The following is a 24785-nucleotide window of genomic DNA, read 5'->3' on the forward strand; positions in this document are numbered from 1 at the left end:
TGAGACTTGCCGCTGACATCTGCTCGCTCCCCTGCCGCCGCAGGGGAAAGCTATTCAAGAGCCATGCCAGAACATATCGTCAGGCGCCTACGTCTTGATTTCCATCTGCTCGAAGGCCCTGCGGCCTTCCGAGCGGATCAGGTCAAGGCAATCCCGCTTGAGGGCGAGATAGGCGGCCTCCGCGACGATGGCGCTGGAGCGCGGCCGCGGCAGGCTCACCTGAAGATCCCTGAGGATGCGGCCAGGTCCGGCGCTCATGATCAGCACACGGTCAGAGAGAAGGATCGCTTCATCGATGTCGTGTGTGACGAAGACGATTGTTGCATTGATCCGCTCGCGGAGCTCGAGCAGATTGTCCTGCATGACCGCCCGGGTCTGCGCATCCAGCGCTCCGAACGGCTCGTCCATCAACAGGACACGCGGTTGATTGGCGAGGGCACGGGCAATCGCAACCCGCTGCTGCATGCCCCCCGATAGCGTGTGCGGATATGCCGACGCAAATCTGGTCAGGCCGATCATCTCGATGAGGCCGTCGGCAATCCGCAGCGCCTCCGCTTTCGGCTTGCCGAGGGCGCGGGGCCCGTGCGCGATATTCCGGCGCACCGATTTCCACGGAAACAGATGTGGCTGCTGGAAGACCATTCCGATCTCGGGCCGTGGCTTGCGCATTGCTTCGCCGGCCATGAGCACCTGGCCTCCGAACGGCCGCTCGAGGCCGGCCATTGCATTCAGCAGCGTGGACTTGCCGCAGCCGGATGGACCGACGATCGAGACGAATTCTCCCTGGGCTACTGCCAGGGATACGCGGTCGACCGCGATGACCTGCCCGCTCGGCGCATCGAAGACGATGCTCAAATCCTCGACCCGGATGATCGCCTGACACGCCGCGGCGGACGGCGGGTACGTATCCACGAGCCTGAGCGGCTGGTCTGGACGAAGCAGGCTAGGGGTCATCGCCACCACACGGCACGTTCGGCAAGAATCGCGAAGGAACGGTCGGCGACGAAGGAAAGCAGTCCGAGAGCCGCCAGCCCGCCCATGACCTGACCCGTTTGCATGTTCTGTTGCGCAATTTCGATACGATAAACGATACCGGCGAACGCTCCTGCCAACTCGGCGGCGACCAGCGTGTAGAAGGAGATGCTCACCGCGGTTCGAAGACCGACCGTGATATAGGGCAGCGCGCCAAGAAGGACGATCTCCCACAGCATCTGCGGTTGCGGCGTGCCGAGCATCTGGGCGGCTCGGATAAGTCCGTGGTCGACTTTCTGCACCCCGATGTGGGTCGCGAGCCATACCGTGAAGAACACGCCCCAAACGACCAGGAAAAGCTTGCCTGTTTCCGAGAGGCCAAACCAAAGGATGACGATCGGCACGAAGGCGATGGGAGGAATTGGACGAAGGATGTGAAACAAGGGCGAAAGCAGGCTGGACACCAGTCGAAATCGGCCGGTCAGGATGCCGAGCACGATTCCGCCCGCGGCCCCGATGGCAAATCCCGCGGCCACGCGCGCGAGGCTCGCCATCAGGTCGGCGAAGAATTGTCCGCTGCGAATCCATTCGAGAACGGCAACGGCGACGGTCGATGGCGGCGGAAACAGCACGGTGTTCACGATGCCGGAGCGCGCAACCAGTTCCCACATGCCTGTGAAGGCGGGCACGGAGAGGACAGCGACCAGTACGCTCAGCCGTTCGGTCGCGCTGCTGCGTCTGCCGACGCTCACGGGCGTGCCCCCAGCGTGACGCGAGCTGAATCGAGCGCCTTCAGCGGCGCCGTCACCAGGACTTTCGTGAAATCGGGCATGCTCGCTCCAGGGGGATGATTGCCGGTCTCGAGCCGCCAGGCGGCATGGGTTTTCAGAGTCGTGAGAATCCTGTCGTCGAGGCGCACATGGTAGACGTAGTCCGTCCAGATCGACGCCAATTCATCGCGTTTCATCCCCGTCGCCGCTGCGATGACGTCGATTGCTTCACCCGGATTCGCCTTGAGCCAGCCCTCGGCTTCGATGAGGGACGCCAGGAACTTGCCGACGATCGCCGGGTTGGCGGCGAGGTAAGACTGCGTCACGACGATATTGAAGGTCTCCGAGTAGAGACCTTTGGTATCAAGCGGGATCGCGCCTTCGCCGAGAGCCTTCTTCGCATTCGCGACGTGCGGCTCCCAGGTGTCGAATGCGTCGATGCTGCCGGCCGCCATGGCAGGGAGCATCTCCTGCGGTCGCAGGTTGACGAGCGTCACGTCCTTCGAGGTCAGGCCCGCCGCTTTCAACAGAACCGAGGTGTAGACTTCGCTGCCAGTTCCTGCCGTGAAGGCGATTCGCTTTCCACGCAGATCGGCCTTCGTCTTGATCCCGGCAGAAGCTGCGGTCATGGTCTTCAGATCCGAATATTCCATCCCCGCCACGAAGGCGATCGGCTGTTGCGCCATCGCGGCCGCCGTGACCGGCGCCTCGGCTGTTGTCGCGAAATCCGCCCCTCCCCCAAGCACCGTATCGAGGCACTGCTTCCCGCTGGTGAAATTGGAGACCGAGATGTCGAGCCCGTGCTTGGCGAAAAGGCCCTTCGCATTGGCAACGATCGCCAGTCCCGAGATCGGCCCAAGATTCTGGGCGAGCCGCGCCTTCAGCAATTCCTCGGCCGTCGCGCGCTCGGACGGCGCAAACAGGAAGGACGCAGATAGCACGAACACGGCGAAGCGAAGAGCAGTTGTTGATCGCATGCCAAACCCCTGTGATGCCGGCGATCGGAGGTGATCGACCTTGACGACAGGATCGTCTGAAGATCGAAGATCATGAAGCAATTAATCGACAAGGCCCTGCTGTCCACTTTTTGCGCAAGCAAAACAGCTTCCAACCGCGGTCGGGGCAATAAATTCATCAAGTTGCTCACACCTTGGGCGCAGCATGGCCTGCGGCAACGGCACTCTGCTGGCTTCCGCCAAGTCCTGATCTCGACTCAATCAGAACCGGTCGGGCGTTCGGTACCGTTGCGTGCGCGGCGAAACCAGGCCCACGTCTGCCGCGTCACTGCGATGTAGCCCGGGCCCCGATAGACGATCTGATCGGCGACGATCCGGTTCAGTTTCGGCAGCGCATGGAAAGGAATCGAAGGATAGGCATGGTGCTCGACATGATAGGGCATATTCCATGCGAACCAGCGCACGAACCTGGCGGTATAGGTGGTGCGGGTGTTCTGGAAGGCGCTGCGCGTGCGATCGCAGCCGGTGTGTTCGGCAAGCAGATACGGACGCAGAAACAATTGACCGACGATCACGGGGACCACCCAGACCCACAACAGGATCAAGGTGTGCAACGCGATCGAGGCCAGCAACAGCGCGACGTAGCCTGCCAGATGGAGACGCGCTTCTGTCACGACAATGTGGCGTTTGCTTTCGGGAATCCAGGGTGACGTGGCGTTGCCGGTCAACGCATGGCGAAGCATCAGCCCCACCCGGAAGGCAACCTGCCGCAAGCCGCTGTAGACGATCATCAGTTGCGCGTCCGAGGTCGGGATCGGAACCGACAGCAGCTCCGGATCCCTCTTTGGATCCTGCGTATACCGATGATGATCCCAGTGGAATAAGCAGTAATATTCGTAAGGCAAGCCGACCGCGAACGAGGAGAGATGACCGAAGGCGAGATTAAGCGCCCGGCTGCGAAACGCCGTCTTGTGGGCGGTCTCGTGGACCACCATGAACAGGAATGCGACAAAGTAGCCTTGGACGACCACCAGCGGCGGCAACGCCCAGACGATTCCGTATTGCGATGAGACCAGCCAGATCAGCACGCCGACAACGACGATGACGCCGTAGTGGCTGGCCGCGCGGATCAGACCCTGCCAATCGGACCGCACCGACAACTCGCGCAGCATGGCCGGAGTCAGCGGCTTCTCTCCGGTGGCAGTGATGGCATTGCTCATGATCGTGGTCGCCTCTTTTTCGGAATCGCACACCTGACCGTGCTCGTGCGGACGCTGGAATTGGCCAAGCACAGGCCGACCCTAGGAAGTGCGGCCGCAATGCTGAAGCAATTTATTTCGCCGGCGTTGGCTCGCCCGGCATCCCTGGACTGACACTCTCCTCGCCAGCCTTCGCAAACCAAGTTTGCGCAAGGCTGGCGCGCCGAAGCCCGCAGGCCGAAGGCGGACTCGGTGCCGTTTGCTTCGGCTCGGCAAGCCTGCCGGGGGGCAAGCTTTTCCTGCGCTCGCCGCCGCTTCACCCCACCAGCTTCCACTTCCCATCCCCGGTCCGCTTCAACGCGGGGTCGCTCACCCGCACGTGCTCGGCGAGGAAATCGATGAACGCGCGCACGCGTGCCGGGAGTGGGGCGGTGTGGCCGACATAGACGGCGTGGATGTCTTCGCGGTCGCCGGGATTGTATCCTTGCAGCACCGGGACGAGGCGGCCGGATTCGATGTCGGGGCCGATGTGGAAGAGCGCGAGGCGCGCGAGACCGACACTGCCGAGGCAGAGGCGGCGGGCGGCTTCGCCGTCGCTGGCGCGCGCGACCGGCGGGGGCAGGGCCTCCTCGGCGTGGTCGCCACGCCTGAACGGCCAGCCGCGGATGCTGCGTGGAAAGGTCCAGCCGATGCCGCGGTGGTCGGCGAGGTCGGCCGGAATCTTGGGCGTGCCGCAACGGGCGAGATAATCCGGCGCGCCGACCACGACCATGCGGCTGGTGCCGAGCTTTCGCGCGACCAGACGCGAGGCGCGCAGCGGACCGACGCGGATGGCGACGTCCGCGCGCTCCTGCATCAGGTCGATCACCGTATCGGTCAGCACGAGATCGAGCGTGACGTCGGGATGCTGCGCCAGAAACCGCGGGATCAAAGGCATCACATGCAGCATGCCGAAGGGGATGTTGCAGTTGACCGTGAGGCGGCCGCGCGGCGCCGCGCCCGAGGCCGCCTCGCGCTCGGCCTCCTCCATCTCGGCGAGGATGCGCAACGATCGCTCGTAGAAGGCCTGGCCTTCCGCTGTCAGCGTCAGCTTGCGCGTGGTGCGGTTGACGAGCCGCGCGCCGAGGCGCGCCTCCAGACGCGAGATCAGCTTACTGACGCCCGATGGCGTCAGACGCAGCTTTCGCGCGGCCTGGGTGAAGCCGCCGAGGTCCACGACGCGGACGAAGACCTCCATCTCGGCCGAGCGGTTGGTATCGAAACGGGCCATGTTGAATTCACGTCACAAATGATTGGATTGCGGACATTCTAATGGTTTGGCGGCAGCGCCGCTATCTGCGTGGCTCGTCTCATCCCTTGGAGCAACGCATGCCTCCTGCCGTCCTCGCGCTCACCGCCGGTGCCTTCGGCATCGGCACCACCGAATTCATCATCATGGGCTTGCTGCTGCAGGTCGCCGCCGACATGCACGTCTCGGTGCCGGTCGCGGGCCTGCTGATATCAGGCTATGCGCTCGGCGTGTTCGTCGGCGCGCCGGTGCTGACGCTGGCGACGCGGCGGATGCCGCGGAAAACCGTGCTTCTGGCGTTGATGGCGATCTTCACGCTCGGCAATGCGGCCTGCGCGCTCGCGCCCACCTACGAATTGCTGATGGCCGCGCGGGTGCTGACCTCCCTCGCCCACGGCACGTTCTTCGGCGTCGGCTCGGTGGTGGCCACCAGCCTCGTCGCCGAGGACAAGCGTGCGTCTGCGATCGCCACCATGTTCATCGGCCTGACGGTCGCGACGCTCCTCGGCGTGCCCTTCGGTGCCTGGCTCGGCCTGATGCTCGGCTGGCGCGCGGCGTTCTGGGCGGTGACTGTCATCGGCGTGATCGCGTTTGCGGTCGTCGCCGCGCTCGTCCCCGGCCGTGTCGGCGATGGCGACAAGCCGATCTCGCTTGCCGAGGAAGTGGCCGTGCTCGGCCGTCCGCAGGTGCTGCTCGGTCTTGCCATGACCGTGTTCGGCTTCGCCGGACTGTTCGTCGTCTTCACCTATATCCAGCCGATCCTGACGCGCTTCACCGGCTTTTCGGAGGCTGCCGTCTCGCCGATCCTGCTGGTGTTCGGCGTCGGCCTTGGGATCGGCAATATCGCCGGCGGCAAGCTTGCGGACCGCGGCCTCGCACGGGCCTTGACCGGCACGCTTGCCGCGCTTGCGATCGTGCTGCTCGGCCTGGCGGCCGTGCTGTCGATCAAGATCCTGTCCGTCGCGCTGATCCTGCTACTCGGCACCGCCGCCTTCGCGACCGTCGCGCCGCTTCAGCTTCGCGTGCTGGAAGCCGCAGGTCCCAGCGGCCGGACGCTCGCCTCCAGCCTCAACATCGCCGCGTTCAATCTCGGCAACGCGCTCGGCGCCTGGGTAGGCGGCGTCACCATCGACCGCGGGCTCGGCCTTTCGGCGCTGCCGCTGGTCGCGGCCGGCATCACCGCCATTGGCCTCGTTCTGGCGCTGTGGAGTCTCCGGCTCGATCCCGCGCCGGCAACCGTCGCGGCGTGCCCGGCGGAATAGGAGAGCGATCATGGAATACCGCAATCTCGGCGCTTCCGGGCTCAAAGTCCCCGTCCTCAGCTTCGGCACCGGCACGTTCGGCGGCCAGGGTCCGTTGTTTTCCGCCTGGGGCCGCAGCGGCATCGATGAAGCCCGCAGGCTCGTCGATATCTGCCTCGATGCCGGCGTCAATCTGTTCGACAGCGCCGATGTCTATTCGAACGGCGCCTCCGAGGAGATCCTCGGTGCCGCGATCAAGGGGCGCCGCGACAAGGTGCTGATCTCGACCAAGATGAGCCTGCCGATGGGCGACGGTCCGCTCGATGCCGGCTCGTCGCGGCAGCGGCTGCTTGCCTCGGTCGATGCGGCGCTAGGACGGCTCGGCACTGACCATATCGATCTGCTTCAGCTCCACGCCTTCGACGCGTTCACGCCGATCGGGGAGGTGCTGTCCACGCTCGATATGCTCGTGCGCGCCGGTAAGCTGCGCTATGTCGGCGTCTCGAACTTCGCCGGCTGGCAGCTGATGAAGTCGCTCGCGATCGCGGACCGGCATGGCTGGCCGCGCTATGTCGCGCACCAGGTCTATTACTCCCTGCTGGGGCGCGACTATGAATGGGAACTGATGCCGCTCGCGCGCGATCAGGGCGTCGGCGCTCTGGTCTGGAGCCCACTGGGCTGGGGCAGGCTCACCGGAAAGATCCGGCGCGGCCAGTCGCTGCCGCAAGGAAGCCGCCTGCATGCCACCGCACAGTTCGGTCCGCCCGTGGACGATGCGCGCCTCTACGCCGTCGTTGACGTGCTCGATGCGATTGCTGTGGAGGCCGCTCGGACCGTGCCGCAGGTCGCGATTGCCTGGCTGCTGTCGCGTCCCACGGTCTCCTCCGTGATCATCGGGGCGCGCGACGAAGCGCAGCTGCGCGACAATCTCGGTGCCGTCGGCTGGTCGCTGAGCGCGGACCAGATCAAGCGGCTCGATGAGGTCAGCGGGGTGATGCCGCCTTATCCGTACTATCCCTATCGCGTCCAGGAGGGCTTTGCGCGGCTCAATCCACCGTTGGTGTAGGAGCTTGCTCATGGAAGGCTGCGATTGCGACAGAGCGTCGCGACAATGCGCCATGCAGAATCGCGCCTGTACAGGGTCCCATGTCGTCCCTAACCTCCGCCGCGCAAATTTAGGAGATGCGGCGTGGCGAAGAAGACGGCGACCAAGAAGAAAAGTGTGTTGAAGACGACGGCGAGGGCTTCGAAGAAGGGCTCCGGCCGCAAGAGCGCCGTCGCCAAGCCGGCCGGAAAGGCCGCTGCCGGCAAATCGGCGAAGCCGCGGCGCCCGAAGGGCCCGGCCTGGCAATGGTCGGCGGTTGAGACCGCGGCTGCGATCCGCTCCGGCGCCATCTCCGCGGTGGAGGCGGTGGAAGCGCATCTCGAACGAATGCGCACCGTCAATCCGAAGCTGAATGCGGTCGTCGTCGATCTCTCGGAGGAAGCACTCAAAGCGGCGCACGCGGCCGACAAGCAGCGCGCCAAAGGCGGCGAGCTCGGTCTCCTGCACGGCGTGCCGATTACGATCAAGGAAAATGTCGACTACGAGGGCCGGCCGAATTTCAACGGCGTGCCCGCCAACAAGGACCTCATTGCACCCTCCGACTCGCCCGTGGTGCGCAACCTGAAGAAATCAGGCGCGATCGTCATCGGTCTCACCAACACGCCCGAATTCTCCTTTCGCGGCTTCACCGACAATCCCCTGCACGGGCTGACGCTCAACCCCTGGGATCCCGACATCACCTGCGGCGGCTCCTCCGGGGGCGCGGGCTCGGCGGTCGCTGCGGGCATCGGCACTATCGCCCACGGCAACGACATCGGCGGCTCGCTGCGCTGGCCGGCGCATTGCAACGGCGTTGCCACCATCAAGCCGACGCAGGGCCGCATCCCCGCCTTCAACGGAAGCGCAACGTCGGAGCGGCCTATGCTGGCGCATCTGATGTCGGCGCAGGGGCCGCTCGCGCGCCATGTCGCCGACGTGCGCCTCGCTTTGGAGGTGATGAGCCAGCGCGATCCGCGCGATCCCTGGTGGGTGCCCGCGCCGCTGGTCGGCGAGCGGCCGAAGCGGCCGATCAAGGTTGCACTGGCAAAGATCCCCGAGGACATGGACGTCGATCCCTCTGTCGCCGCGGCGCTGCGCCAGGCTGCCGATCATCTCGAGCGGTCCGGCTATCGCGTCAGCGAGGTCGAGGTACCCGACATCAACGGGGTCTGGCAGGCCTGGTGCGACATCATCACCAACGAGACCGTGATGATGCAGGAGGCCGCCATGCTGAAGGTCACATCCGAGGATTTTCACAAGTCCTGGGGCGGCATGAAGGCCAAGGCCAACGTGCTCGATCTCAAGGGCTGGATGCAGGCGACCGCCGCGCGCAACGGCCACATCCGCGCCTGGCAATTGTTCTTCGAGGAGTATCCGGTGGTGCTGGCGCCGACCACGGTGAAGCCGACGCCGGGCCCGCGCGAGGACACCATCAGCTCCGAGCGCGTGCGCGAGATCTTCTGGGGCGAGATCCGCTTCATCTCCGCCATCAACGTGCTGGGCCTGCCCGGCGCGGTGGTGCCGGTGGCGCTGCATGACGGCAAGCCGATCGGCGTGCAACTGATTGCCGGCCGCTATCGCGAGGATCTCGCCCTCGATGCCGCAGCCGCCATCGAGAAACGCGTCGGCGTGCTCGCGCACCGGCTGTGGGAAAGAATGGCGTAGCGGCGGGTAATTTCACCCCCTCCCCTTGTGGGAGAGGGTGGCTCGCCGCAGAGCGGCGAGACGGGTGAGGGGTATCCCTCCACGAGTTCGCGTGTGGATAGACACCCCACATCCGGCGCTTCGCGCCACCTTCTCCCACAAGGGGAGAAGGAGCGCCACGGCGAGAGCGCGTTCGTTAATCCGCTTTAACCCGGATTTCAGCCAATCCGCGAGCAAGCATTAGGGTTACTTCCTCGATCTCTAAGCGAATTATTGTCCGCTTTACCACCCGCCTCTAACAGAGGAGCGGCGGACAACGCACATGCCTCATTCTAGGCCAATAAGTGCGGCCCGCTCCACGCGGAGGTGGCACGATGCGCAACGAGACGATCGCTATTCACGCCGGCTACGAGCCTGAAGCCACCACGCACGCAGTGGCCGTGCCGATCTACCAGACCGCGGCCTACGCCTTCGACAGCGCCGATCATGGCGCCGCCCTGTTCAATCTGGAGACCGAAGGCTTTCGTTACAGCCGCATCGCCAATCCGACCAGCGCAGTGCTGGAGAAGCGCATCGCCCAGCTCGAAGGCGGCGTCGGCGCGCTCGCGGTCGCGACCGGGCAGGCAGCGCTGCATTTCGCCTTCGTCAACGTCGCCGATCACGGCGGCAACATCGTCTCCGTGCCGCAGCTCTACGGCACCACGCATACGCTGCTCTCCCACATCCTGCCGCGCCAGGGCATCACCGGCCGTTTCGCCGAGAGCGACAAGCCCGAGGCGGTCGAGAAGCTGATCGACGAGAACACCCGTGCGGTGTTCGCCGAGACCATCGGCAATCCCGCCGGCAATGTCTGCGACATCGAGGCGCTGGCGAAGATCGCCCATGCGCATGGCGTGCCGCTGATCGTCGACAACACCGTTGCAACCCCGATCCTCTTCAAGCCGTTCGACTACGGCGCCGACATCGCGGTGCATTCGCTGACCAAGTTCTTGGGCGGTCACGGCACCACGCTCGGCGGCGCCATCGTCGATTCCGGAAACTTTCCCTGGGCCGAGCACGCCGATCGCTTCCCGGCCTACAACAAGCCCGACGCCTCCTATCACGGCCTGGTCTATGCCGAGCGCTTCGGCAAGACCGCCTATATCGAGCGCGCGCGCAGCGTCTATCAGCGCACCATGGGCTCGGTGCTGTCGCCGTTCAACGCCTTCCTGCTGCTTCAGGGCATCGAGACCGTGGCGCTGCGCATGGAGCGCCATGTCGAGAACGCCCGCAAGGTCGCCGAATTCCTGCGCGGCGATCCGCGCGTGGCCTGGGTCAATTACACCGGCTTCCCGGACAGCCCCTATTATCCCCTGGTGCAGAAGTACCTGAACGGCAACGCCTCCTCGCTGTTCACCTTCGGCATCAAGGGCGGCATGGAGGCCGGCAAGACGTTTTACGATGCGCTGAAGCTGATCACGCGGCTCGTCAATATCGGCGATGCCAAGTCGCTCGCCTGCCATCCGGCATCGACCACCCATCGCCAGATGTCGGCGGAGCAGCAGCGCGCCGCCGGCGTGCTGCCGGAGACGATTCGTCTGTCGATCGGCATCGAGCATGTCTCTGATATCATCGAGGACATCGACCAGGCGCTGGAAAATGCCTGCCCGTCGGCGCGCCGCGAGGCCGCGGAGTAGGCGGCGCCGGCCATGACGATCTTGATCGACAAGGATCAGGTCATCGCGGGCCCGACGCTGGTGCCGGCCGCGCACGATCTCGCGCGCGATGCTGGCGCCGAGCTCACCATCGGCCTCGTCAACAACATGCCGGATGCCGCGTTGAAGGCGACCGAGCGGCAGTTCATGAAGCTGCTTCAGGCCGCGGCGGGCTCGCGCCGTATCCGCTTCCACTGCTTCTCGCTTCCCAGCGTGAAGCGGTCGCCGGAAGCGAAATGGCATGTCGAGAGCGAGTATTCCAACCTTTCCGATCTCGAGCGCGGCAAGTTCGATGGGCTGATCGTGACGGGCGCAGAGCCGATCGCGCCCGAGCTCGACAGGGAGCCGTACTGGCGCGACCTCACCAACCTGATCGACTGGGCCAAGGCCAACACGCGTTCGACGATCTGGTCGTGCCTTGCCGCGCATGCCGCGGTGCTGCATCTCGACAATATTGAACGGCGGCGGCTGCCGGCCAAATGTCACGGCATTTTCGATTGCGAGATCGCCGCAGACGATTCGCTGACCCGCGCTGCGTCTGCGCCGCTCAAGGTCTCGCATTCACGTTTGAACGAGATCGCCGAGAGCGACCTCGTGCACGCCGGTTATCAGGTGCTGACACGCTCACAGGAGGCTGGCGTCGACGTCTTCGTTCGCCAATATGCCAGCCGCTTCGTGTTCTTCCAGGGTCACCCCGAATATGACGCGCTGTCGCTGCAGCGCGAATATCTGCGTGACATCGGCCGCTATCTCGCGCGGGAGCGGGAGACCTATCCGCGCCTGCCGGTGAGTTATTTTGACGCAGCGACTGAAGAGAAGCTGGCTCGGTTCGAGAAGAAGGCGGCGCACCAGCGCCATCCGGCGCTCAGCAACGAGCTGCCCGCGCTGAACCTGCGCGCCGATATCGGCGCTGGCGACGCGGCGGCGGTGCTCTTCCGCAATTGGTTGCGTTATCTCGGCGCGGACGCCGACGCGTCGATGTCGGTGCGCTAGCCGAAGCGCTCTTGGTTCGGCGTTAGGATTACCCGGGCGTTAGGCTTGCCTCGACCTGCGCACGAATGTTTCAGTAGAGCAAGAAGGCATCACAGGAAACGCAGTCGTGTGGTCGGCACTCCAGGGACGCGTGAGCAATCGGTTGGCCCGGCATTTCCGCGCCGCGCCGCACCGGCTGGCCGCGCATGCGGCGATGGTGAGCTTCACGTTCGACGATGCCCCCGATAGCGCCGCGGGCGAGGGCGCCGAGCTACTGGAGCGGCATGGCGGCCGCGGCACCTATTACCTCGCCGGCAGCCTGATCGGTCAGCCGTCGGAGCATTGGCATGGCTTGTCGGATGACGCCATCGTCCGGCTTCACCGCGCCGGGCACGAAATCGCCTGCCACACCTTCTCGCACCAGAGCTCGGCCACGCTCGATGAAGCCGCGATGGCGCGCGAGATCGAACGAAACCGCAGCCATCTCCGTGGCATTGATGCCTCGATCACGCTGGAGAATTTCGCCTATCCCTATGGCATCGCCTCGGTGTGGCGCAAGCCGCAGCTGACAAAAGCCTTCCGTTCCGCGCGCGGCATTCTTCCCGGCGTCAACAGCGGCGTCATCGACCTCCAATTCCTGCGCGCCTCCCCCTTGGTCGATTGCGAGATCGACGAGGCGGGCGTCGATCGCTATTTCGACGAGGCGGTCGCGAGCGGCGGCTGGCTGATCTTCTACGGCCACGACGTCAGCGACAGGCCGAGCCCCTATGGCTGCACGCCGCATCTGATGCGTCATGCGCTTGAAGCCGCCGCCAAGCGCAACATGCCGATCGTGACGGTCGCAGAAGCGCTCCGACGGATCGGGGCGTAGCCTCTTCTTCCCTTCTCCCCTTGTGGGAGAAGGTGGCGCGAAGCGCCGGATGAGGGGTATGTCTCCACAAGCTCATATCTGCGTTCGCGGATAGAACCCCTCACCCACCTCGCTTCGCGAGGCACCCTCTCCCACAAGGGGAGAGGGAAGAGTCGTGCCTCGCCTCCAAACAGTCTTGCCACAGCCACACCAGCATGCGACTGGCCTTGTGACGAATCCCACGGCCTGATCTGCTCCGCCCATGTCCGCTCCCTCCAACGCCCCACTGCCTGCGCCGGCCAACGGCGGCGATGCGCTGTCGGTGCTGCATTCGGTGTTCGGCCTGCCGGGATTTCGCGGCGCGCAGGGCGAGATCGTCCGCCACGTCACGGACGGCGGCAATTGCCTGGTCTTGATGCCGACCGGCGGCGGCAAGTCGCTGTGCTATCAGCTTCCATCCTTGCTGCGCGAAGGCTGCGGCATCGTGGTCTCGCCGTTGATCGCCTTGATGCGCGACCAGGTCGCCGGCCTGATCGAGGCCGGTGTCAATGCCGCCGCGCTGAACTCGTCGCTGACGCCGCAGGAGGCCTCCGACATCGAACGCCGCCTGCTCGCCGGCGATCTCGATCTGCTCTATGTCGCGCCGGAACGGCTGGTCACGCCGCGCTGCCTATCGCTGCTGGCGCAGGCGAAAGTGGCGCTGTTCGCGATCGACGAGGCGCATTGCGTCTCGCAATGGGGCCACGATTTCCGGCCCGAATATGTCGGCCTTTCCGTCATCGCCGAGCGCTTTCCCGACGTGCCGCGCATCGCGCTGACCGCGACCGCCGACGAGCTGACGCGCAAGGAGATCGTCGAGCGGCTGCAGCTGACGGGCGCGCCGCAGTTCGTCTCCAGCTTCGACCGGCCCAACATCCGCTATGAGATCGTCGACAAGCGCAATGCGGTGTCGCAGCTGAAGGAATTCATCCGCGAGCGCCACATGGGCGATGCCGGCGTGGTCTATTGCCTGTCGCGCAACCGCGTCGAGGAGGTCGCCGCAGCGCTTGCCGAGGCCGGCATTGCGGCGCTGCCCTACCACGCCGGGCTCGACGGGGCGGTGCGCTCGCGCAACCAGGATCGCTTCCTCAACGAGGACGGCATCGTCATCGTCGCGACCATCGCCTTCGGCATGGGCATCGACAAGCCCGACGTGCGCTTCGTCGCCCATCTCGACCTGCCCAAGAGCATCGAGGCCTATTACCAGGAGACCGGACGCGCCGGTCGTGACGGCAAGCCGTCGGCGGCGTGGATGACCTACGGCCTCTCCGATATCGTGCAGCAGCGCCGCATGATCGACGAATCGGCCGGATCGGAGGATTTCAAGCGGGTCTCGATCGGCAAGCTCGACGCGCTGGTCGGCCTCGCCGAGACGCCGCATTGCCGACGCCGGCGCCTGCTCGCCTATTTCGGCGAGATCGTGATGGGCGAGAGCTGCGGCAATTGCGACAATTGCCTGACGCCGCCGAAGATGCGCGACGGCAAGGTGCTGGCGCAGAAGCTGCTGTCCTGCGTCTATCGCACCGGGCAGCGTTTCGGCGCCATGCATTTGATCGACGTGCTGGTCGGACGCCTGACCGAGAAGGTCACACAGTTCGGTCACGACAAGCTGTCGGTGTTCGGCATTGGCCGCGAGCTCAACGAGAAGCAGTGGCGCACGGTGCTGCGGCAATTGGTGGCGACGGGCCATTTGCGCAGCGACAGCGAAGCCTACGGCGCGCTCAAGCTGACGGAGTCTTCGCGCGGCGTGCTGCGCGGCGAGACCGAGGTCTGGCTGCGCGAGGAGGCGCCCGGCACGCGGGTTCGCGCCAGCCGGGCCACGTCACGCCGCGGTGACCTCGCGCCCGCGGCGAGCGCGCCGCAAGGCGACGTCGATCCCGAATTGCGCGCGCGCCTGCGCGCCTGGCGGTCAGAGGTCGCGCGCGAACGCGGCGTGCCGGCCTATGTGGTGTTGCACGATGCCACCATCGACGGCATCGTCCGGGCCTGGCCGACCACGCTGGACGAGCTGCGCAACGTGCCGGGGATCGGCGACAAGAAGCTCGAGCACTACGGCGACGAGCTGCTGCAGATCGTGAGGACGAGGTAGGGCGAGCCAAAAACTCCCCTGTCATCCCGGACAAGCGAAGCGCAGATCCGGGATCCATAACCACAGGCCGGTGTGATGACGGCAGGCTGGCAACTGCCAGTCCTCGCAAAACGATTGCTGTGGCGTATGGGTCCCGGGCTCGCGACTTCGTCGCGCCCCGGGACGACAGCAGTGTATGACGTGCGAGTGCGCTACGCTCTCACTCACCCATTCCTGAACGCATACGCATACCCGTTCAGCGCCGGCGCGCCGCCGAGATGGGCGTAGAGGATCTTCGCGCCCTTCTCGAAATAGCCCTTCTGGGCGAGATCGATCAGGCCCTGCATCGACTTGCCCTCATAGACGGGGTCGGTGATCATGCCTTCGAGGCGCGCGGTGAGGCGGATCGCCTCCTTGGTCTCCTCCGATGGCACACCATAGGCGGGATAGGCGTAGTCCTCGATCAGCACGACGTCGTCAGTGACGAGGTCCTTGCCGAGCTCGACGAGCTTTGCCGTGTTCTGCGCGATCTCGAGCACCTGGGCCTTGGTCTGTGCCGGCGTGAACGACGCATCAATACCGATGACTTTTCGCGCACGGCCGTCCGCCGCAAACCCGACCAGCATGCCGGCATGGGTGGAGCCGGTGACGGTGCAGACGACGATGTAGTCGAACTTGAAGCCGAGCTCGGCTTCCTGCTTGCGCACCTCCTCGGCAAAGCCGACATAGCCGAGGCCGCCAAACTTATGCACGGAGGCACCGGCGGGAATGGCGTAAGGCTTGCCGCCCGCCGCCTTCACTTCCTCGATCGCCTGCTCCCAGCTCTTGCGGACGCCGATATCGAAGCCGTCGTCGACCAGGCGCACGTCGGCGCCCATGATGCGCGAGAGCATGATGTTGCCGACACGGTCATACACCGCGTCCTCGTGCGGCACCCAGGCTTCCTGCACCAGGCGGCATTTCATGCCGAGCTTGGCCGCGACCGCCGCGATCATGCGTGTGTGGTTCGATTGCACGCCGCCGATCGAGACCAGCGTATCAGCGTTGGAGGCGATCGCATCGGGGATGATGTATTCGAGCTTGCGCAGCTTGTTGCCGCCATAGGCAAGGCCGGAATTGCAGTCCTCGCGCTTGGCATAGACCTCGACATGGCCGCCGAGATGTTTTGAGAGCCGCTCCAGCTTCTCGATGGGCGTCGGGCCGAAGGTCAAAGGATAGCGCGGAAATTTGTCCAGCTTCATGGGTCATCTCGATTGGCGTTGGTGTTGGCGGCTCCCTAGCATCACGTCGGGAAAATGTGCTCTCGAATATTGCGGCCATGTTGCACGGCTTCTTGCGAAAGTCGTGATAATTGCTAACATTCCTTCCAGAACAGCACCTATTTTCGGAAGTTTCTTTCATGGCTGCCCGGCTCGACCGCACCGACCTCAAGATCTTGAGATTGCTTCAGAATAACGGTCGGCTCAGCAACGCCGAGCTGGCCGAAACGGTCGCGATCAGCCCCGCCACCTGCCATCGTCGCACCCAGCGCCTGTTCGAGGACGGCTTCATCGCCAATGTCCGCGCCATGGTCGCGCCGAAGAAGGTGGCAAAGGGCACGCTGGTGATGGTCGGGGTCGTGCTCGACCGCTCGACGCCGGAAAGCTTTGCCACCTTCGAGCAGGCCGTTGCAAAGCTGAAATTCGTGCTCGACTGCCATCTCGTCGCCGGCGATTTCGATTATTTCCTCAAGATCCGCGTCGGCGACATGGAGGATTTCAACCGCATCCACGGCGAGCAGCTGATCGCGCTCCCCGGCGTGCGCCAGACCCGGACCTTCTTCGTGATGAAGGAAGTCGTCGATAACGCGCCGCTGGAATTTTAGGCGCAGCTATTGATGCGCTATCCGCATCATGAGAGATTCGCCCGATGCAGACATTCCCCTTCCGCCAGCACAATCCGGCCGGGCCGGCCTATCGGCGCGGCTGGGTCGACGAGGCCCTGGCCGCGATCGAGGCCGACCAGTGCCGCACCGCCGACACGCATCTGATCCGGCTGATCGTGCCGGCGCTATCGGGCATCGACATCTATCTGAAGGATGAGTCCACGCATCCGACCGGCAGCCTGAAGCATCGCCTCGCGCGCTCGCTGTTCCTCTATGCGCTCTGCAACGGCCACATCCGCGAAGGCACGCCCGTGGTCGAGGCCTCGTCGGGATCGACCGCGGTGTCGGAGGCTTATTTCGCAGAGATGATCGGCGTGCCCTTCTACGCCGTGATGCCGCGCACGACCTCGGCGGAGAAGATCGCCGCGATCGAGCATTATGGCGGCCATTGCCATTTGATCGACGACGGCCGCGCGCTCTATGCGGAAGCCGCCGCGCTCGCCGGCCGCCTGAACGGCCATTACATAGACCAGTTCACCTTCGCCGAGCGCGCCACCGACTGGCGCGGCAACAACAACATTGCCGAATCGATCTTCACGCAATTGGGAGGCGAGCCGCGGCCGATTCCGGACTGGATCGTGATGGGCGCCGGCACCGGCGGCACGTCGGCCACCATCGGACGTTATCTGCGGTATCGGCAATATCCGACCCGGCTGTGCGTCGCCGATGTCGAGCATTCCGCGTTCTTCGATTGCTTCCGCACGCAGGACCGCTCCCGTGTTTGCGACCGCCCGTCGCTGATCGAGGGCGTCGGTCGTCCCCGCTGCGAGGCGTCCTTCGTGCCCGGCGTGGTCGATCGCATGATGAAGATCCCGGATGCGGCAACGGTCGCGGCGATGAACGTGCTGTCGCGACGGCTGCGCCGTGCGGTCGGCGGCTCCACCGGCACCAACTTCCTGGCGCTGTGCCGGCTCGCCTCGGAGATGCGCCAGGCCAACGCCACGGGATCGCTGGTGACGCTGATCTGCGATTCCGGCGAGCGCTACCGGCAGACCTATTACGAGCCGGGCTGGCTGAAAGCGCGCGGCATAGATCCGACGCCGTTCGAGGCGGCGCTGTCGTCGTTCCTCGCCACAGGTGAGCCACTGACGCTGGACGTCGACGACGTCGTCAATCCCCAAAGCGTGCCAAGCCCCACGGCGTCATAGCCGAGATCTGCCTGGCATTTGCGAAATCGCACGGTCGTCACGGCAACTTCACTTGCCTTGCGCAGGCATGCAGGTGACGGTTGCGTCTTCTCAACGAGGAAACCCTACCGTGCGCCTTCCCATTCTCGATCCGAAAGAGCTAACCGACGAACAGAAGCCGCTCTATGACGACATGCGGGCAGGCATGAAGGACCACTTCAAGGGTTTTGTGAACATGCGCGAGGACGGCGCGCTGCTCGGGCCCTGGAATCCCTGGATCCGCGAGCCGCGCTTCGGCAAGCCGGTGTGGGAGCTGGTCAAGGCGATTGCGTCGAACCCGCTGCTGCCCGCGGCCGTACGCGAGGTCGCGATCCTCGTCACCGGCTCGCATTTCCGCTCCGGTTACGAGCTCTACGCTCATGTGCTGGTGGCCGAGCAGCGTGGCCTCTCCGACGAGAAGCTCGCGACCATCGTTGCCGGCCAGCGGCCGGTGGACCTCACCAGGCAGGAAGCCATCGCCTACGACATGGCTTCGGCACTGGTCAGCGGCGGCGTGCTGCCGGAGCTGACCTGGCGTGCGGCGGTGAAGGAATTCGGCGAGCACGGCGCGGCCGAGTTGTCCTATCTCGTCGGCGTCTACTGCATGGTCTCGGTCACGCTCAACACCTTCGACGTGCCGGTGCCTGACTAGTTGCGCACGGCGTAGAGCGGTGTGCGCAACGTGACCTGATAGGACGGCTTCGGCATCCAGGCGATCTGCGCGGTAATGCCGAAAAGTCGGTTGTCGTTGTCGTCCATGCGATCGAGGTCGAGCCGCAGGACCGGCTGGGTGAAGGATTCCGCGAGCGTCCGGCCCGCGAGCAGCGCGCCGCCGAACGACTGCATGCCGAGGCGCCCGGTGAACTTCCAGTTGCTCGGCCATTGATAGTAGCCGCCGGCATAGAGGATCGTGTTCGGCCGGATCGTGGCGAACGGGCTGGCGATGGTGACGGTGGTGTATTGCAGGCCGGCGAGCCAGCCCCGTGTCTCGTCCTCGTCGACCGCGTAGTCGAATTCCACGATGTTGTTGAAGGAGTTCGTCATGCCCTGCTCGTTGGGCACCGACTGCGTCAGGGTTGATTGCAGCGTGATGGTCGGGATCTTCCCGCCATTCTGCTGGTAGAGATCGGCCTGCACGCCGATGTTCCAGCTCGTGATGTCGAAAGACGACCAGCCGCCGCCGATATCCGTCGTCGTGCCGGATACGCCGCCGTAGAGCGAAACGCGGTCGCTGACGTCGACGGTCAGCGGCAGGTCGATCGCAATCGATTTCGCGGCCGGCAGTCCATTCCGCAGCGACGTGCCTCGTTGCGCCGCCAGGGCTTGGAATGCGGCTGACAGCGAGGTGTTGCCGAAGCCGAGCGCGAGCGTGCCTGCGGGGATCGTCGCATAGATGGTGCGGAGATCGAGATAGATGTTCGGGACGGTCGGCTTTGCGGGCTCGTCCTCCTCATCGTCGGCGGCGAGGGCACCGCCTGCCGGGACCGCCAGACACAGCAGTCCCGCCGCGGCAGCGCGCAACGCACGACGGGATTGGCTGCGAAGAGGCACGTGACGATCCGACGCGTGGCGATTTGAGGGTGGAACCGTTGTTAGATGGAACGTGATCGCGCGCTTGGTCAAGCGCTATCCGCAAGCGATGGACGGCGCGGATGTGCGCGGTTACCCTGGCGTGATCGCACTGACACACTCGCCCGCCACAGTGCAGGCCGAAGAATGGAGGAGACAGCCATGAACACGTCACGCCGCATCCTGCTCACCGGTCTGGCGGGGCTTGCCGTTACTCCCGGTGCTGCGGTGGCTGCTGCACCCACAGCCGAGCCCGGCAAGGCGACGGTTGCGGAGGAACGTTTCGCGCGCACGATTGCGGCGGCGCATGCGCCCGACAGCACCTGCGCATGGCAGGCGGAGCATTATGCGGAAGCGCACTGGCCGGAATATGTCGCGGCGGCGCGCGCGGTGATCGGCGCGCGCGCATGATTGACGCTGTCAGGTCTTCACCGCGCGCCGCACCTGTTCGCCGATTTGCGACAGCACGAGCTGTGCCTGCGGCAGGATTGCGCCCATGGCGTGGAAATTGTGAACCATGCCATCGTGGCAGACATGCTCGACCGCGACCCCCGCGGCGAGCAGCTTGCGGGCATAGGCATTGCCCTCGTCACGCATCGGGTCGTACTCGGCGGTGTGGATGATCGCGGTCGGAAGGCCCGTGAGGCGCGTCGCGCGCAACGGAGAGACGCGGGGATCGGCAGGATCGATGCCATCGGGCAGATAATCGGAAAGATCGGCTTCGATCGTGGCGCGATCGATCAGATGACCCTCGGCAAAGGCCTCGCGCGAAGGCGAGGTTTCCTCGAAATCCAGCACCGGGCAGATCAGGCACTGCGCGGCGATGGAGAGGCCGGCGGTCTGCGCCGCATTCTGGCACACGATCGCCGCGAGTGTGGCGCCGGCGGAATCGCCGCCGATCACTAGGCGGTCAGCGTCGATGCCGAGCGACGCCGCCTCGCGCGCCACCCATTCGGTGGCCGCGATCGCGTCGTCGACCGCGGCAGGGAATCTGTGCTCCGGCGCGAGCCGGTAATCGACCGACACGAGGCGGCAGTCGGTGGCATGCGCGAGCGCCGCGGCGATGCGCTCGTGCGTGGCAATGCTGCCGGCGACGAGCCCGCCGCCATGAAAGAACACGAAGCCCGGTGCGGGCGCTTCAGTGCCTGCCGGCGTGTAGAGGCGATAGGGCAGCTCGCCGCCGGGACCGGGCAGCCTGCCGTCGGAGGTCGTCACATCCGGCGCCTCGGCCCGGGCGAACTGCATCAGCTTTGCCAGCGATTGCCGCCGCACCTCCACACTCGGCCGGCTCCGCGCCTGCGGCGCAGCCGCAGCCATCATGGTCAACAAACGCTTTGCGAGCGGATCCAGCGGCATGGATTCTTCCTTCTCCCTTGTGGGAGAAGGTGGCGCGCAGCGCCGGATGAGGGGTTTTCTCCGCAGGTGAGTTCGCGGATGGATACCCCTCACCCGTCTCGCCGCTACGCGGCGAGCCACCCTCTCCCACAAGGGGAGAGGGTAACTTACCATTTCCCCGCAGCAAATCGTTTAGAAATTGGGACAATAGTGCCGGATCGTTCGAAAAGGAGGCCGGTCATGGCCGAGATCAAGAAGCCCATCGACTACTCGCCGAGCTGGACCTTCTTCGAGGGCAAATGGCACGAGGGCAACGTGCCGATCATGGGGCCGCGCACCCATGCGGCCTGGCTCGGCTCGATCGTGTTCGACGGCGCTCGCGCTTTCGAGGGCGTCGCACCGGATCTCGACCGTCACGTCGCCCGCGCCAATCAATCCGCGATCAGTTTCGGCCTGAAGCCGGTGGTCGATACCGACACTTGGCTGTCGCTCGCGAACGAAGGCATCGCGCGCTTTGCCGGAAATGCCGAGCTCTATATCCGTCCGATGTACTGGGCGCAGAACGGAAGCGGCGGCGGCGTGCTGTTCGACCCCGAGACCACCAATTGGTGCCTGTGCATCTACGAAGCGCCGATGCCAAAGCCCGTCGGCAACGCGATCACCTTGTCGCCGTTTCGTAGGCCGACGGCCGAATGCGCGCCGGTCGAAGCCAAGGCCGCCTGCCTCTACCCGAACAATTCGCGCGCACTCGCCGAAGCTGCGTCGCGCGGCTTCCAGAACGCGCTGATGCTCGACATGCTCGGCAACGTCGCCGAGTTCGGCAATTCCAACGTGTTCATGGCCAGGGATGGCGTGGTGTTCACGCCGGTGCCGAACGGCACCTTCCTCAACGGCATCACGCGCCAGCGCGTCATCAGCCTGCTTCGCGCCGACGGCGTCACCGTGGTCGAGAAGACGCTGCGCTACGCCGATTTCCTGACCGCCGACGAGATCTTTTCGACCGGCAATTTCGCCAAGGTCGCGCCCGTGATCCGCATCGACGAGCGCGAGCTGAAGCCGGGCCCGTTCTACGCCAAGGCGCGCAAGCTCTACTGGGACTTTGCGCATGCCGTGAAGATGGCGGCTTGATCCGGAGTCTCTGTCGTCATGCCCGGGCTTGTCCCGGGGATCCACGTTCTTCGCGTCGCGCGTCAAGACGTGGATGGCCGGGTCAAGCCCGGCCATGACGAGAACTATTTCTGCCGCCGAAACCGGCTGAACTGAAACGCCTGCGTCGAATGCCACGGCGTGTGGTGCGTCTCGCTGCGCGTCTCGACCAGTTTAAATTCCGGCCCGAGCTCCGCCGCAAGGCTGGCGCTGTCATGGCGCTGCACCGGCAGGCCGCTGCATTTCTCGGGACCGTCGGGTGCAAACGTCGCAATGATGACGTGGCCGCCAGGTCTGACCGCCGACCGCAGGCGCTCCACGTAAGCGACCCTGTCGCGCGGGTCAGTCAGGAAGTGAAACGCTGCGCGATCGTGCCAGACATCGTAGGTCCTGGTCGGACGCCACGTCGTGGCATCGGCGACGATCCAGTCGACCGTCGAAGCGGCCGGACCGATGCGCTTCTTCGCCGCCGCGAGCGCATTGGCAGAAAGATCCAGCACGGCGATGTCGCGATAGCCGTCCTGCAACAGCGCATCGACCAGGCGCGATGCGCCGCCGCCGACATCGATGATGGTCGTGTCGCGATCGGAGCCGGCTGCGCGAATCATCGCGAGCGAGATCGCGGGGCTATCCTGATACCAGCTGACCTCGGCCTCGCCCTTGGTGGCGTAGACATGGTCCCAATGGTTGCTTCGGTCAGACGTGGCTCGCCCTCCCGCGTACAGGGGCCGGCGCGAACGAAAGACTATTCGTCCTTCTTCGACATCCGCTCGAGGCGCTCCTGCATTTCCTTCATCTGCTGGCGCAGCTCGTCGATGTTGCTGTCCTTCGGCGCCTCGGCATTCGCATCGGGCTCCGGCTCAGGGCTTGCCGCCGGACGGGGCGCAGCGAACGGCTTGAACATCGAGAAGGTCTGCTGGAACAGCTCCATGTTGCGGCGGACTTGCTCTTCCAACGGAGCAAAAGGAGTGCCGGACAGCGTATTGGCGATCTGCTTGCGGAACTTCTCCTGCTCCTGGGTCAGGGTTGCGATCGACTGCTCCAGATATTTCGGCACCACCATCTGCATGCTGTCGCCATAGAAGCGGATCAGCTGGCGAAGGAAGGTGGTCGGCAACAGGTTCTGGCCGGCCTTGTTCTCCTGCTCGAAGATGATCTGGGCGAGCACGGAGCGGGTGATGTCGTCGCCGGTCTTGGCGTCATAGACCAGGAAGTCTTCGCCGTCCTTGACCATCGCGGCGAGGTCTTCGAGCGTCACATAGGTGCTCGTTCCGGTGTTGTAGAGCCGGCGGTTCGCGTATTTCTTGATTGTGGTGGGTTGGTCTGATTTCGCCATGGGCTCTCACTTGCAAACGCGGAGAACGGGAACCTGTCGGGCAATGCCGCAGGGCGGGAAGAGTACGCAACGCAACAAAATAAGCATTTTCAAAGGGCTCACGCTACCGTTTTGTGCGGCACGGTTAATTGCAGAGCAAAATCCTGCTTGCGAAAACGCCAAGAACGCTATTTTGAATGCGCTGCGGTATGAATTCGGTGCCCCGCCGATTGACATGCCTCAACGACGTTAACAGGATGGCTGACGAGACTGGCGTTCGCTTTCCAGCCCGCCTGCCCCCTTCACAAGAACTCAAGCCCCAGGAGATGCCCATGTCAGACGATGTCGTCATCGTCAGCGCCGCCCGCACCCCGGTCGGAAGCTTCAACGGAGCGTTCGCGACCCTACCCGCCCATGACCTTGGCGCCGTCGCCATCAAGGCCGCGCTGGAGCGCGCCGGCATCGAGCCCGGCCGGGTGTCCGAAGTGATCATGGGTCAGATCCTGACCGCCGCCCAGGGCCAGAACCCGGCCCGCCAGGCGTCGATCGGCGCCGGCATTCCGGTGGAGAGCCCGGCTTGGGGCGTCAACCAGTTGTGCGGCTCGGGCCTGCGCACGGTTGCGCTCGGCTACCAGGCGCTGCTCAACGGCGATTCCGAGATCGTGGTCGCCGGCGGGCAGGAATCGATGAGCATGGCCCCGCACGCCCAGCATCTGCGCGGCGGCGTGAAGATGGGCGGCCTGGAGCTGGTCGACACCATGATCAAGGACGGCCTGTGGGATGCCTTCAACGGCTACCACATGGGCAACACCGCCGAGAACGTCGCGCGGCAATGGCAGATCACCCGTGCCCAGCAGGACGAGTTCGCCGTGGCCTCGCAGCAGAAGGCCGAGGCGGCGCAGAAGGCCGGCAAGTTCAACGACGAGATCGTCCCCGTCACCATCAAGACCCGCAAGGGCGACGTCGTCGTCAGCGCCGACGAATATCCGCGCCATGGCGCCACGCTCGACGCGATGGCCAAGCTCAAGCCCGCCTTCGAGAAGGATGGCACGGTGACCGCGGGTTCGGCCTCGGGCATCAACGACGGCGCTGCCGCCGTGGTGCTGATGACCGCCAAGCAGGCCGCCAAGGAAGGCAAGAAGCCGCTGGCGCGGATCGTGTCCTGGGCGCAGGCCGGCGTCGATCCGAAGATCATGGGCTCGGGCCCGATCCCGGCCTCGCGCGCCGCGCTGAAGAAGGCCGGCTGGAGCGTCGGCGATCTCGATTTGATCGAGGCCAACGAAGCCTTCGCGGCACAGGCCTGCGCGGTCAACAAGGACCTCGGCTGGGATACCTCCAAGGTCAACGTCAACGGCGGTGCGATCGCGATCGGCCATCCGGTCGGCGCGTCCGGCGCACGCGTGCTGGTGACGCTGCTGCACGAAATGCAGAAGCGCGATTCGAAGAAGGGCTTGGCCACGCTGTGCATCGGCGGCGGCATGGGCATCGCCATGTGTGTGGCGCGCGACTGATCTTACGCGCAGCTGACGGGTGCGCCGCACACGTCAGCGCGT

The 24785-nt window shown here is 65.0% G+C and carries 23 protein-coding genes; 13 read left to right on the top strand and 10 right to left on the bottom strand.

What is annotated here, in order from left to right; translation table 11 throughout:
• Positions 1-87: 87 nt before the first annotated feature.
• The 5 genes from I6F21_RS33010 to I6F21_RS33030 all read right to left on the bottom strand — a co-directional run bounded on the left by I6F21_RS33010 (position 88) and on the right by I6F21_RS33030 (position 5167).
• Positions 88-963 carry an ABC transporter ATP-binding protein gene (locus I6F21_RS33010; RefSeq protein WP_225153367.1) on the bottom strand — a complete coding sequence of 292 codons (876 nt, stop codon included), beginning with the start codon at positions 961-963 and terminating at the stop codon, positions 88-90.
• The gene (locus I6F21_RS33015; protein WP_057030178.1) at positions 951-1724 is read right to left on the bottom strand and encodes an ABC transporter permease; all 774 of its coding nucleotides are present in this window, start codon (positions 1722-1724) and stop codon (positions 951-953) included. The genes I6F21_RS33010 and I6F21_RS33015 overlap by 13 nt, the downstream gene beginning before the upstream one ends.
• Positions 1721-2719, bottom strand: a complete 999-nt coding sequence (locus I6F21_RS33020; RefSeq protein WP_225184071.1) for an NrtA/SsuA/CpmA family ABC transporter substrate-binding protein — start codon at positions 2717-2719, stop codon at positions 1721-1723. Before I6F21_RS33020 ends, I6F21_RS33015 begins: the two co-directional genes overlap by 4 nt.
• A 236-nt stretch (positions 2720-2955) precedes the next feature.
• The gene (locus I6F21_RS33025; RefSeq protein WP_225184072.1) at positions 2956-3918 is read right to left on the bottom strand and encodes a fatty acid desaturase; all 963 of its coding nucleotides are present in this window, start codon (positions 3916-3918) and stop codon (positions 2956-2958) included.
• Between the two features lie 295 nt (positions 3919-4213).
• Entirely contained in the window at positions 4214-5167 is a 954-nt protein-coding gene (locus I6F21_RS33030; protein WP_225148649.1) for a LysR family transcriptional regulator, read from the bottom strand.
• Positions 5168-5265: 98 nt separating this feature from the next.
• Between I6F21_RS33030 and I6F21_RS33035 the strand changes: the two genes are divergently transcribed.
• From I6F21_RS33035 to recQ, 7 genes are all read left to right on the top strand, one after another.
• Complete coding sequence (locus I6F21_RS33035) at positions 5266-6447, top strand: MFS transporter (RefSeq protein ID WP_225137192.1); 1182 nt, start codon at positions 5266-5268, stop codon at positions 6445-6447.
• A 10-nt stretch (positions 6448-6457) separates the two neighbouring features.
• Positions 6458-7492 (top strand): aldo/keto reductase, encoded by a 1035-nt coding sequence (locus I6F21_RS33040; protein ID WP_225137190.1) that lies wholly within the window; start codon positions 6458-6460, stop codon positions 7490-7492.
• 123 nt (positions 7493-7615) lie between these two features.
• Positions 7616-9175: an amidase family protein gene (locus I6F21_RS33045; protein WP_225184073.1), complete on the top strand. Its 1560-nt coding sequence runs from the start codon at positions 7616-7618 to the stop codon at positions 9173-9175.
• A gap of 353 nt (positions 9176-9528) precedes the next feature.
• The gene (locus I6F21_RS33050; RefSeq protein WP_225184074.1) at positions 9529-10830 is read left to right on the top strand and encodes an O-acetylhomoserine aminocarboxypropyltransferase/cysteine synthase family protein; all 1302 of its coding nucleotides are present in this window, start codon (positions 9529-9531) and stop codon (positions 10828-10830) included.
• A 12-nt stretch (positions 10831-10842) separates the two neighbouring features.
• Positions 10843-11841, top strand: coding sequence for a homoserine O-succinyltransferase (locus I6F21_RS33055; RefSeq protein WP_225184075.1), 999 nt, complete (start codon positions 10843-10845; stop codon positions 11839-11841).
• Positions 11842-11947: 106 nt separating this feature from the next.
• Positions 11948-12691 (top strand): polysaccharide deacetylase family protein, encoded by a 744-nt coding sequence (locus I6F21_RS33060; protein ID WP_346656844.1) that lies wholly within the window; start codon positions 11948-11950, stop codon positions 12689-12691.
• A gap of 241 nt (positions 12692-12932) precedes the next feature.
• On the top strand, positions 12933-14798 hold the full coding sequence (gene recQ / locus I6F21_RS33065) for a DNA helicase RecQ (protein ID WP_225148656.1): 1866 nt from the start codon (positions 12933-12935) through the stop codon (positions 14796-14798).
• A gap of 203 nt (positions 14799-15001) precedes the next feature.
• Here recQ and I6F21_RS33070 read toward each other — a convergent pair whose 3' ends face one another.
• Complete coding sequence (locus tag I6F21_RS33070) at positions 15002-16018, bottom strand: 1-aminocyclopropane-1-carboxylate deaminase (RefSeq protein WP_225184077.1); 1017 nt, start codon at positions 16016-16018, stop codon at positions 15002-15004.
• Between the two features lie 158 nt (positions 16019-16176).
• Between I6F21_RS33070 and I6F21_RS33075 the strand changes: the two genes are divergently transcribed.
• The 3 genes from I6F21_RS33075 to I6F21_RS33085 all read left to right on the top strand — a co-directional run bounded on the left by I6F21_RS33075 (position 16177) and on the right by I6F21_RS33085 (position 18519).
• Positions 16177-16641, top strand: a complete 465-nt coding sequence (locus I6F21_RS33075) for an Lrp/AsnC family transcriptional regulator (protein ID WP_057030169.1) — start codon at positions 16177-16179, stop codon at positions 16639-16641.
• Between the two features lie 44 nt (positions 16642-16685).
• Positions 16686-17849 carry a PLP-dependent cysteine synthase family protein gene (locus tag I6F21_RS33080; protein WP_225184078.1) on the top strand — a complete coding sequence of 388 codons (1164 nt, stop codon included), beginning with the start codon at positions 16686-16688 and terminating at the stop codon, positions 17847-17849.
• 109 nt (positions 17850-17958) lie between these two features.
• Complete coding sequence (locus tag I6F21_RS33085; protein WP_192893006.1) at positions 17959-18519, top strand: carboxymuconolactone decarboxylase family protein; 561 nt, start codon at positions 17959-17961, stop codon at positions 18517-18519.
• Here I6F21_RS33085 and I6F21_RS33090 read toward each other — a convergent pair.
• Complete coding sequence (locus tag I6F21_RS33090) at positions 18516-19388, bottom strand: hypothetical protein (protein WP_225143334.1); 873 nt, start codon at positions 19386-19388, stop codon at positions 18516-18518. The two genes, I6F21_RS33085 and I6F21_RS33090, sit on opposite strands and share 4 nt — an antisense overlap.
• A 210-nt stretch (positions 19389-19598) precedes the next feature.
• Here I6F21_RS33090 and I6F21_RS33095 point away from each other — a divergent pair, with 210 nt between their 5' ends.
• On the top strand, positions 19599-19847 hold the full coding sequence (locus I6F21_RS33095) for a hypothetical protein (protein WP_225184079.1): 249 nt from the start codon (positions 19599-19601) through the stop codon (positions 19845-19847).
• 9 nt (positions 19848-19856) lie between these two features.
• Here I6F21_RS33095 and I6F21_RS33100 read toward each other — a convergent pair whose 3' ends face one another.
• Positions 19857-20792: an alpha/beta hydrolase gene (locus I6F21_RS33100; protein ID WP_225184080.1), complete on the bottom strand. Its 936-nt coding sequence runs from the start codon at positions 20790-20792 to the stop codon at positions 19857-19859.
• A gap of 219 nt (positions 20793-21011) precedes the next feature.
• Between I6F21_RS33100 and I6F21_RS33105 the strand changes: the two genes are divergently transcribed.
• Positions 21012-21899, top strand: a complete 888-nt coding sequence (locus tag I6F21_RS33105) for a branched-chain amino acid aminotransferase (RefSeq protein WP_225137170.1) — start codon at positions 21012-21014, stop codon at positions 21897-21899.
• Between the two features lie 104 nt (positions 21900-22003).
• Here the strand turns inward: I6F21_RS33105 and I6F21_RS33110 are convergent, their stop codons facing one another.
• Positions 22004-22525 carry a class I SAM-dependent methyltransferase gene (locus tag I6F21_RS33110; protein ID WP_225137168.1) on the bottom strand — a complete coding sequence of 174 codons (522 nt, stop codon included), beginning with the start codon at positions 22523-22525 and terminating at the stop codon, positions 22004-22006.
• A gap of 137 nt (positions 22526-22662) precedes the next feature.
• On the bottom strand, positions 22663-23253 hold the full coding sequence (gene phaR, locus I6F21_RS33115; RefSeq protein ID WP_036014750.1) for a polyhydroxyalkanoate synthesis repressor PhaR: 591 nt from the start codon (positions 23251-23253) through the stop codon (positions 22663-22665).
• 311 nt (positions 23254-23564) lie between these two features.
• Here phaR and I6F21_RS33120 point away from each other — a divergent pair, with 311 nt between their 5' ends.
• Positions 23565-24743, top strand: coding sequence for an acetyl-CoA C-acetyltransferase (locus I6F21_RS33120; RefSeq protein WP_036026194.1), 1179 nt, complete (start codon positions 23565-23567; stop codon positions 24741-24743).
• Positions 24744-24785: the final 42 nt, after the last annotated feature.

The sequence above is a fragment of the Bradyrhizobium sp. NBAIM03 genome (assembly GCF_020194055.1).
GTDB lineage: Bacteria > Pseudomonadota > Alphaproteobacteria > Rhizobiales > Xanthobacteraceae > Bradyrhizobium > Bradyrhizobium yuanmingense.

Excerpts from the sequence above, each read along its gene's own strand:
- I6F21_RS33020 (WP_225184071.1), bottom strand. The coding sequence starts at position 2,719 with ATGCGATCAACAACTGCTCTTCGCTTCGCCGTGTTCGTGCTATCTGCG.
- I6F21_RS33025 (WP_225184072.1), bottom strand. The coding sequence starts at position 3,918 with ATGAGCAATGCCATCACTGCCACCGGAGAGAAGCCGCTGACTCCGGCC.
- I6F21_RS33030 (WP_225148649.1), bottom strand. The coding sequence starts at position 5,167 with ATGGCCCGTTTCGATACCAACCGCTCGGCCGAGATGGAGGTCTTCGTC.
- I6F21_RS33035 (WP_225137192.1), top strand. The coding sequence starts at position 5,266 with ATGCCTCCTGCCGTCCTCGCGCTCACCGCCGGTGCCTTCGGCATCGGC.
- I6F21_RS33040 (WP_225137190.1), top strand. The coding sequence starts at position 6,458 with ATGGAATACCGCAATCTCGGCGCTTCCGGGCTCAAAGTCCCCGTCCTC.
- I6F21_RS33050 (WP_225184074.1), top strand. The coding sequence starts at position 9,529 with ATGCGCAACGAGACGATCGCTATTCACGCCGGCTACGAGCCTGAAGCC.
- I6F21_RS33055 (WP_225184075.1), top strand. The coding sequence starts at position 10,843 with ATGACGATCTTGATCGACAAGGATCAGGTCATCGCGGGCCCGACGCTG.
- recQ (WP_225148656.1), top strand. The coding sequence starts at position 12,933 with ATGTCCGCTCCCTCCAACGCCCCACTGCCTGCGCCGGCCAACGGCGGC.
- I6F21_RS33070 (WP_225184077.1), bottom strand. The coding sequence starts at position 16,018 with ATGAAGCTGGACAAATTTCCGCGCTATCCTTTGACCTTCGGCCCGACG.
- I6F21_RS33075 (WP_057030169.1), top strand. The coding sequence starts at position 16,177 with ATGGCTGCCCGGCTCGACCGCACCGACCTCAAGATCTTGAGATTGCTT.
- I6F21_RS33080 (WP_225184078.1), top strand. The coding sequence starts at position 16,686 with ATGCAGACATTCCCCTTCCGCCAGCACAATCCGGCCGGGCCGGCCTAT.
- I6F21_RS33095 (WP_225184079.1), top strand. The coding sequence starts at position 19,599 with ATGAACACGTCACGCCGCATCCTGCTCACCGGTCTGGCGGGGCTTGCC.
- I6F21_RS33100 (WP_225184080.1), bottom strand. The coding sequence starts at position 20,792 with ATGCCGCTGGATCCGCTCGCAAAGCGTTTGTTGACCATGATGGCTGCG.
- I6F21_RS33105 (WP_225137170.1), top strand. The coding sequence starts at position 21,012 with ATGGCCGAGATCAAGAAGCCCATCGACTACTCGCCGAGCTGGACCTTC.
- I6F21_RS33110 (WP_225137168.1), bottom strand. The coding sequence starts at position 22,525 with ATGATTCGCGCAGCCGGCTCCGATCGCGACACGACCATCATCGATGTC.
- phaR (WP_036014750.1), bottom strand. The coding sequence starts at position 23,253 with ATGGCGAAATCAGACCAACCCACCACAATCAAGAAATACGCGAACCGC.
- I6F21_RS33120 (WP_036026194.1), top strand. The coding sequence starts at position 23,565 with ATGTCAGACGATGTCGTCATCGTCAGCGCCGCCCGCACCCCGGTCGGA.